This window comes from Planomonospora algeriensis (assembly GCF_977012225.1).
The window spans coordinates 1-8,693 of record NZ_CDRNDK010000278.1 but is presented as its reverse complement, the minus strand read 5'-3'; the positions used below and the strand labels follow the sequence as shown (position 1 = coordinate 8,693).

At 75.5% G+C, this 8,693-nt stretch carries 7 protein-coding genes; 2 read left to right on the top strand and 5 right to left on the bottom strand.

Annotated features, from left to right (window positions below; genetic code table 11):
* Window positions 1-1,539 (bottom strand): WD40 repeat domain-containing protein (locus tag ACWJ6R_RS24325; RefSeq protein ID WP_449064453.1); only part of this gene is annotated, 1,539 nt, incomplete at its 3' end.
* A 178-nt stretch (window positions 1,540-1,717) separates the two neighbouring features.
* The gene (locus ACWJ6R_RS24320; RefSeq protein ID WP_449064452.1) at window positions 1,718-3,742 is read right to left on the bottom strand and encodes a serine hydrolase domain-containing protein; all 2,025 of its coding nucleotides are present in this window, start codon (window positions 3,740-3,742) and stop codon (window positions 1,718-1,720) included.
* 362 nt (window positions 3,743-4,104) lie between these two features.
* On the opposite strand from ACWJ6R_RS24320, the gene ACWJ6R_RS24315 reads away from it, so the two are divergent.
* Window positions 4,105-5,418, top strand: coding sequence for a sensor histidine kinase (locus ACWJ6R_RS24315; protein ID WP_449064451.1), 1,314 nt, complete (start codon window positions 4,105-4,107; stop codon window positions 5,416-5,418).
* Window positions 5,415-6,068, top strand: coding sequence for a response regulator transcription factor (locus ACWJ6R_RS24310; protein ID WP_449064450.1), 654 nt, complete (start codon window positions 5,415-5,417; stop codon window positions 6,066-6,068). The genes ACWJ6R_RS24315 and ACWJ6R_RS24310 overlap by 4 nt, the downstream gene beginning before the upstream one ends.
* A 107-nt stretch (window positions 6,069-6,175) precedes the next feature.
* Here ACWJ6R_RS24310 and ACWJ6R_RS24305 read toward each other — a convergent pair whose 3' ends face one another.
* From ACWJ6R_RS24305 to ACWJ6R_RS24295, 3 genes are all read right to left on the bottom strand, one after another.
* A complete protein-coding gene (locus tag ACWJ6R_RS24305) occupies window positions 6,176-6,994 on the bottom strand; it encodes an SDR family NAD(P)-dependent oxidoreductase (RefSeq protein WP_449064449.1) in 819 nt (272 codons plus the stop codon).
* A gap of 200 nt (window positions 6,995-7,194) precedes the next feature.
* On the bottom strand, window positions 7,195-7,425 hold the full coding sequence (locus ACWJ6R_RS24300; protein ID WP_449064448.1) for an alpha/beta hydrolase: 231 nt from the start codon (window positions 7,423-7,425) through the stop codon (window positions 7,195-7,197).
* A partial coding sequence (locus tag ACWJ6R_RS24295) for an alpha/beta fold hydrolase (RefSeq protein ID WP_449064447.1) occupies window positions 7,425-8,693 on the bottom strand: 1,269 nt, incomplete at its 5' end. The genes ACWJ6R_RS24295 and ACWJ6R_RS24300, both read right to left, overlap by 1 nt.

The window sequence follows — 8,693 nt, the reverse complement described above, 5'->3', positions numbered from 1 at the left end:
CCCGCCGGTGACGGCCACCGCCCGCCCGCCCACGACCGCGGTGGCCACCGCCAGCACCCGGCCCGTGTGCCCGGCCGGAGCACGCCCCGTCCGGCGCCCGTCGAGGAGGTCCCACGTGCTCACGGCGGAGTCCGCGTCGACGGTGACGGCCACCGGCCGGCCGCCCAGCACGGCCGCGGCCAGTATCGCCACCTCCTCCGTGAAGCCGATGACGGGCGGGCCGCTCGGACGGCCGGTGGCGAGGTCCCAGACCCGCACCGTACGGTCCGCCCCGCCGGTGACGGCCACCGCCCGCCCGCCCACGATCATGGTGGCGATCGCCAGGATCTGACCGGTGTGACCGGCGTGCCCGGCTCCGGCCCCGTCCTCCCCGGCCAGGTCCCACACCCGCACCGTGTGATCCGCGCCCGCGGTCACCGCCACCGGCCTGCCATCCACGGTCGCGGTCGCCACCGACCACACCCGGTCGGTATGACCGGTCAGCGGCCCGCCCACCTGCCGGCCCGCCTCCAGATCCCACACCCGCACCGTGCGGTCCGCGCCCGCGGTCACCGCCACCGGACGCCCGCCGACCACCAGGGAGGCCACCGCCAGCACCGGTCCCTCGTGCCCGGCGAGCCGGTCGAGCGGCCGCAGCCCGACCTTCGTGAACGAGGTCCGGACCGATCCGGTAACGGGCGGACCGGCGGATTCCAGCGACCAGATCCGGAGCGTCCCGTCCCCGCCCGCGGTGAGGACGACCGGCGCGCCGTCCACCGTCGCGGTGGCCACGGCCTGCGGGGCGCCGATCCGGACGGGGTGCTCCATGCCGGATTCACCGGCCTTCCGGCCGGTGCGCAGGTCCCAGACGCGCAGGGTCCCGTCCCAGCCGGCGGTCACGGCGACCGGCCGCCCTTCCAGCACGGCCGCGGCCACCGAGATCACCCCGTCCTTGTGCCCGGGGAGGTGCCCGCGCAGATGCGTCCCCGTGATCAGGTCCACGACCGGCACGCGCCCGTCGCTGCTCGCGGCGACGGCGACCGGCCGCCCCTCCACCACCGTGGTGCAGAGGGCGACCGCTTCCGCCGTGATCGCCGACACCGGATCGGTGTCGCCGTACAGCGGGGGGTGGATCTGGCCCGCGGTGGCCAGATCCCAGACCCGGACCGTCGTGTCCGAGCTGCCGGTGACCGCGACGGGCCGCCCGTCCGCCACCGCCGTGGCCACCGTCAGGACCCGGCCGCCATGGCCGGTCAGCACGTGCAGCAGCCGGTGGTCCAGCAGGGAACCGCTCGCCCAGGCGACCGTCCACGCCGGGGAGGGCCGGCCGGGGAGGTCCACGGCCGCGAACCCGGCGGCCAGGGCCGGGTCCCCGGACCGGGCCGCGTCCATCGCGAGCACCTGCCGGCGCAGGTCGGCGCTCATGCCGCGGTGCGTCTCCGCCGAGGCCCGGTACACCGCCGCCACGAACCGCGCCCGTGGACCCGGCGTCCCGTCCAGCACCGCCAGGACCCGTTCCGGATCCGCGGACACCACGAACGCCAGGTCCAGCGGCGGCATACCCGCTTCTTGAGGCTTCTCCATGGGGATATCCGGCATGCCCGGAAGGTTAGCCATCTCCTCCGACGGTCCTCCGTACGTCACCCGGCGGACCGGCGGACCGGCGGACCGGAACCCCGTCCCCTGACGCACCCCCATGCCCGGAACCATCCGTGCTCCGTCCGAGGACGCACCGCGCTCAGAACCACCAGCCGACCAGGTTCCACTGCCAGAGGAACCACACCAGCGCCGCCAGCCCCGCGAACAGGACCACCTGGTGGACACGCGCGGCCACGCCCGCCCCCCGCCACCCCTTCACGGTGCACACCCCGGCCGCGGCCGTCATGGCGAGCACGGCGAGGGGTACGGCGAGCAGCACCTGCATGCCGGTCGTCGCGCCGTACAGGAAGTCCCCCGTGTCACCGAAGAGCTGGACCGCCAGCAGCACCAGGAACGCGAGACCCGCCCCGGCCGCACCGGCGGCCAGCGCGCGTGCCGTCCGCCAGGCGGCCGTGGCGGCGGTGGGCCGGCGGCGCACCCGCCGCCACAGCGCCGCCACGGGCACGGCGAGCGCGCTGACCGCCGCGACCGTGAAGGCGAGCAGGACCACCAGGTTGAGGATCGGGCCCTGCGCGGCGGTCATCAGCTGGTAGGCGGGGCCGTCGGTGGCCGCGTAGCGCCGCCTGTCCCGGCCTTCGAGGAACACCAGGCGGTCCCTGCCGTCCGCCCGGACGTACAGGCCGTCACCCCGGGGCGTCCACTCGGCGCCCTTGAAGCGGACGGTGCCGTCGCCGTCCACGGTCAACCGGGAGGGACCGAGCAGGACCAGGATCTTCTCGATCGTCGACTCGTTGTGCCGGGTCGGCGTGTAGAAGCCCGCCTGCGGGGCGGTCCTGGACAGCGGGGGCGCCGGTGCCGCCTCGGGCGCGGCGGCGGGCTCGGAGGCCTCCCGGGGCGGGGCGAACCGGTCGAGGAACGTCAGGGTCAGCTCGGCCAGCGTCTCGGTGCCGCCGGTGCCGTTGGCCGACAGGAACAGCCCGAGGTCACATCCCGGTACCAGGACCAGCGCGCTCTGGAAGCCCTCCCAGCTGCCGTCGTGCATCAGCACCCGGTGGCCGTTGATGGTCCGGTCCATGAACCCGTGCGCGTAACCGCCCAGGCGGGGGTCCGCGGCGAAGGAGCGCCGGTGCATCCGCTCCGCGGTCTCCGGGCCGAGGACGGCCGTGCCGCGGAAGCGCCCGCCGTTCAACTGGGCGATCATGAAGTTGGCCATGTCGCCGGCCGTGGCGCTGATCGACCCGTCGGGGGGCAGCCGGTCGAAGGTGAAGGGGACGGCCTCCAGGGGGTCGGTGTCGGAGTCGTAGCCGCGGGCGAGGTCGGCCGCGAGGTGGCCGGGCACCGGCTCGGCCGCGGTGCTGCGCGTCATGCCGAGCGGCGCCAGCAGGTGGCGCCGCACGTAGGCGTCGTAGCGCTCTCCGGTGACCTCGCCGACCAGGTGACCGGCGAGCGCGGCGCCGTGGTTGGAGTAGGCGGAGATCTCGCCCGGCGGCCGGATCCGGGCCGGCAGGTGCTCCGCGAGCTGCTCGCCGAGCGGCGGCACGTCGGCGGCGGTGCGCGCCCCGATGCCGACCGCGCGTTCCTCGAAGCCCGCGGTGTGGTCCATCAAGGTTCGCAGGGTCACCGGCTCCGGGTAGGTGGACGGCACCTTGAACGCCTTCAGATACCGGTTCACGTCGGCGTCCAGGTCCAGGCGGCCGGCCTCGACCTGCTGCATCACGGCCGTCCAGGTGAACAGCTTGGTGATCGAGCCGATCCGGACCAGGGAGCGGGCGGGGTCGAACGCGACGCCCCGCCGCATGTCGGCCAGGCCGTACCCCCCGGTGAACACGGTCCTGTCACCGGCCACCACCGACACCACCGCGCCGGGCACCCGGTCACGGGTGAGACGATCCGGCACCGCCCGGTCGAAGAAGTCCGCCAGCGCCGCCCGGTCAGGGGCCGTACAGGCGCCGGAAGCGGCCGTCGTGGTGGCGGCGTCGGCGGTGGCGGGGGAAGCAGTGGTGGCGGGGGAAGCGGCGGAAGGAACGCCGCGGCCGGGAGGGGCGGTGTCGGCGGAGGCCGGCCGGGCCGGACCCGAGGCCAGGCCGAGAAACGGTACGGCGACGCAGCTCGCGAGCAGGCCTGCCGCTGCTCTGCGGGTCGGGCGGGACGGCAGGATGCGCATGGGGACTCCTCGTGGTGGCGGCCCGATCGGGGACACCGGGCAGGGACACTGGGCAGGGACTCCGGACGGTGATCCGGCGGGGATGCCGGCCGGGGGATCCAGCCGGGGACGCCGGACGGTGGTCCGACCGGAGACACCGGACGGTGATCCGGTGGAGATGCCGGCCGGGAGATCCGGCCGGGGATGCCGTACAGCGTCGCGTCACGGGGACGCCGTCCGCATCGCCCCGCGAGCGGGACCCTCCTCCGACGAAAGTCGGAGCCGGGGGACCGGGCCCGGCGACGAAAGTCGGAGCGGGACGGCCGGTCGCGGCGACGGCGGACGGATGAAAGACCCGTGATCCGCCGCCTAGGCTTCACGCCATGGGACTGACGGCTCGGTGGTGGGACCGGTTCGCCGAGTGGCGGGTCGTGGACGCGGCCGCGGTGCTGGCGTGCCTGGCCCTCACCGGCCTCGCGGCGAAGGCGCACTGGTCGGCGCTGCCGTGGCCGGTGATCGTGGGGGCGGGCGTGCCGGGCAGCCTGGCGCAGTGGTGGCGCAGGCGGTGGCCGCAGGTGGCGACCCTGGCCGGAGCAGCGGCGTACGCGTTGTCGGGCAACCCGGCGCCCCTGCTCGTCGGCCTGTACTCCGGAGCCTCGTACGCCCCCGGCCGGCAGGTGGGAGTGCTCGCAGTCGTCGGCTGGGCGGGCTTCGCCGGATGGTCGTGGATCGACGAGGGCCGGTTGACGGTGGACAGCGCGGTCTCGTCGGCCGTCGCGGCCGCGCTGGTGACGGCTCTGGGCCTGTACACCGCCGCCCGGCGGGCACTGGCCGCGTCCTGGCGCGAACGGGCCGAGAGCGCCGAGGCCGAGCGGCGGCTCCGCGACGAGCGGGCCCGCTCCGCCGAACGCACCCGGATCGCGCGGGAGATGCACGACGTGCTGGCCCACAAGGTGTCGCTCATCGCCCTGCACGCGGGCGCGCTGGAACTCTCCGCGAGCGGAGGCTCCCCCCGGATCGAGGAGGGGGCGGCGCTCATCCGCGTCACCGCCCGCGAGGCGCTGCAGGAACTGCGCTACGTGCTCGGCGTGCTCCGGGCCGAGTCGGCACCGCCGGACGCCCCGTCCACCCCGCGCTCGCCGGCCCCGCCCGGTGCACGGCACCCGTCGGACGCCGGAACCTCCGGCGGGGGCGGCGGTGAGCCGTTCGCCGACCTGTCATCGCTGGTCCGGGCCTCGGAGCGGGCCGGGCAGCGGGTCGAGCTGCACGACCGGGCGGGGCCGCTGCCGCCGGTCACGGCCCGGGTCGTCTACCGCGTCGCCCAGGAAGGACTGACCAATGCCCACAAGCACGCGCCGGACGCGCCGGCCGCCGTCTCGGTGGACCGCGGCGACGACGGCACCGTGACCGTCACCGTGGACAATCCGCCCGCGATCGGCGCACCGGCCGACCTGCCCGGGTCGGGTGCCGGGCTGATCGGGCTGGCCGAACGGGTGCGCCTGGTGGGCGGGACCCTGCACGGCGGCCCGCGCGGACGGGAGGAGGGCGGCGGCTGGCGGCTGCGCGCCGTACTGCCCCGGCTCGACCACGGCGTCCATGAAGGGGTCCCGGCCGATGGGACGGCGAAGGGGCGCGCCTCCGGCGAGCCCGCAGACACGACGGACGCGACCGGCACGACGGAAAGGTATGCGTCGTGATCTCCGTTCTGCTCGTGGACGACGAGGCCCTCGTCCGGGTCGGCCTGCGCATGATCCTCGAAACGGCCGACGACATGACCGTGGTCGGCGACGCCGCCGACGGGCGGGCCGCGGTCGACGCGGTCGCCCGCGACCGGCCGGACGTGGTCCTCATGGACGTCCGCATGCCCGGCCTCGACGGGCTGGCCGCGACCGCGGCGATCCGCGCCCGCCCGCGCCCGCCGGCGGTGATCGTGCTGACCACCTTCGACGCCGACGACACCGTCTTCCGGGCCCTGGAGGCGGGGGCGACGGGCTTCCTGCTCAAGGACACCCCGCCGCACGACCTCCTGCGCGCCGTACGGCTCGCCGCGGCGGGCGACTCGATGCTCTCCCCCGGGGTCACCCGGCAGCTCATCGACCGCCTCACCGCCGAGGACCGCACGCGCCGCCGCCGGGACGCGCTCGACCGGCTCCGGGGCCTGACCGAACGGGAGCGGCAGGTGCTGGTCGAGGTCGGCCTCGGTTACGCCAACGCCGACATCGCCGCCCGCCTGCACATGAGCGAGGCGACGGTGAAGAGCCACGTCACCCGCCTGTTCGACAAGCTCTCCGCCACCAACCGCGTGCAGCTGGCCATCGCCGCGTTCCGGGCCGGCATCGTCGAGTAGTCCCGCGGCTCTCCGGACTCGCCGTATCGTCCGCGGCCGGGGCCTACCGGGCAGGGACGCCCCCGGTGCCCGGCAGCGGACGGCGTGCGATGGGCTCGGGCGGCCGCCTACTCCCCCTCGGGTTCCCCGTCCCGCCCCCCGCCCGGCTCGGCCATCGGGCGGGCCAGCTTCGCCTGGACCGCCTCGGGCGCGAGCTTGCCCGCGACACTCTGCAGCACGTTCTTCTTCGATCCCGCCACCACGTGGTCGTCGCCCGACATCAGCGCCTCGAAGCCCTGGCGCGCCACCTCGGCCGGGTCGTCCTTCTCACCGGTGGCCACCTTGGTGTCCTCCATTCCGGCGCGGCGGAAGAAGTCGGTGTCGGTGGGGCCGGGCAGCAGGGCCGTGACGGTGACACCGGTGTCCTTGAGCTCCTCCCGGACCGCCTCGGAGAAGGAGTACAGGAAGGCCTTGGAGGCGGCGTACACCGCGTGGAACGGCCCCGGCATCGTGCCGGCGATGGAGGAGGTGAACAGCACCCGTCCCCGGCCGCGCCGGACCATGTCCGGCAGCACCCGCTTGGCCAGGTGCACCGAGGAGATGACGTTCAGCTTGATGAGCTTCAGCTCCGCGTCCAGGTCGGTCTCCCGGGCGAAGTCTCCGCCGACTCCGACGCCGGCGTTGATCGCCACCGCGTCCACCGGGCGGCCGGGCGCGGTGATCCGGGTGTGGAGCTCCTCGACCCCGTCGTGGTGGGCGAGGTCGACGCGCACGCTGGAGACCGCCGCCCCCAGCTCCTCCAGTGAGCGGGCGGCCGGGATGAGCCCATCGTCCTCGGCGGCGACGACGAGGTCGAAGCCGTGCTGGGCGAACTGCCGGGCGAGCTCGTAGCCGATGCCGCTGGAGGCGCCGGTCACGACGGCCAGCGGCCAGGTCGGAGTGTCCATGACGTTTCCCGTCCTTCCAGTGGGGTGCCTTCACCGGTGTCGCACGAGGGACCGTGCCCCCGCGGAACCGGTCGTAACGGCCCGCCCTCCGACGCGGTGCCAGCGGTCACGCGGACATCCGGCCGCACCGGGCCGGGAGGACGACCACCAGGAGAACCGCCACCGGGAGGACCACCGCCGGGAGGACGACCGCCGGGAGGTCAGCCGGCCGGGGGCTCGGGGCAGACGGTGTCCCGGGCCGGCAGGACGCCCCGGACCAGGTAGCGGTCGACGGCGGCGTCGACGCAGGCGTTCCTGGGGGCGAAGAGTCCTCCGTACACGGTGTGGCGGAAGGCGCCGCGCAGGGTCACCAGGCGGGAGCCGGTCAGGGCCCGGTGCGCGGCCCGCTGGCCCGCGTAGACGGCGCCCGGGTCGCCGGTGGCGCCCACCATCAGGACCGGGACGTCGTTGCGGACCCGGGTGGGAGGCTCGGCGGGGGCGCCGGCCAGAACGAGCAGGGGGTGAGATTGCGGGTCAGCGCGCCGAACAGCGGCTCGGCGGCGCGGTGCGCCCGGATGTCGCGGTAATAGGTCTCGGGGTCGCGCGACGCGGCCCGGTCCGCGCAGAGGATCGCGGTCTGCACGCTCGCGGTCCCGCCCGTGTCCGGGGAGGACAGGCCGGTCAGGACCTGCTCCAGGACGGGGGTCGGGGTCGCCCGCGCCCCGCGGGCGGCCGCGTCGAGGACCCGGATGTCGGCCGCGAAGGAGCCGTACGCCTCCGGGGTGTCCCCGGCGGTGACGTTGAACAGGATCATGGGCAGCAGGCGGGAGTCGACCCGGTGGCGGCCGACCTTCAGCGGGGTGCGGGCGGCGGCCCGGCCGATCCCGCGCACGGTGGCCATGACGCCGGCCGCGGTGGAGCCCAGGCGGTAGCGGTCGTGGTGGCGGGCGGTCCAGGCCGCCCAGTCCTCCATGACCGCGGTCAGGGCCGGGCCCTGGGTGCGGGTCAGGTCGGGGCCGAACAGGTCGGGGTTCATCGCGCTGTCGAGGACGACCCGGTCGGCTCGGCGGGGGAACAGCTGCAGGTAGACCATGCCGAGCTGGGTGCCGTACGACGAGCCGAGGTAGGACAGCTTCGGCTCGCCGAGCGCGGCGCGGATCACGTCCATGTCCCTGGCGGTGTTGCGGGTGGAGGCGTGGGGCAGCAGGTCCCGGTGGACGGCGCAGCGGGACGCCAGGTTCTTCGCCAGGGCCGCGGTCCGCTCGAAGCCCTGCCGGTCCGGCCCGGCGGAGCCGACGGCGGAGACGGGCCAGCCGCAGTCGAAGGGGCTGCTGCGCCCGACGAACCGGGGGTCCATCCCGATCAGGTCGTAGCGGGCCGCGACCTCGGGGGCCGCCTGCTTGACCTGCAGGACGAGGGACATCGCGGGGACGCCCGGTCCGCCGGGGTTGTAGAACAGCACACCTCTCCGACGGGCCGGGTCGGCGGCCTTCAACCGGGACATCGCGACCTTGATCGTCCGCCCCTCCGGGCGGCGGTGGTCCAGCGGCACGGTGACCTCGGCGCACTGGGCCTTCGCCTCGTCCAGCAGCCCGCCCTCCGCGTCGTCCGGACCCGTCCGGCAGCGGTGCCAGGCGATCTCCTGTCCCCGGAACCGGCTCAGGCCGTCCCGCGCGGCGCGGTCCCCGGCGTCCGCCGAGGCCGCCCCGGCGGCCGGAAT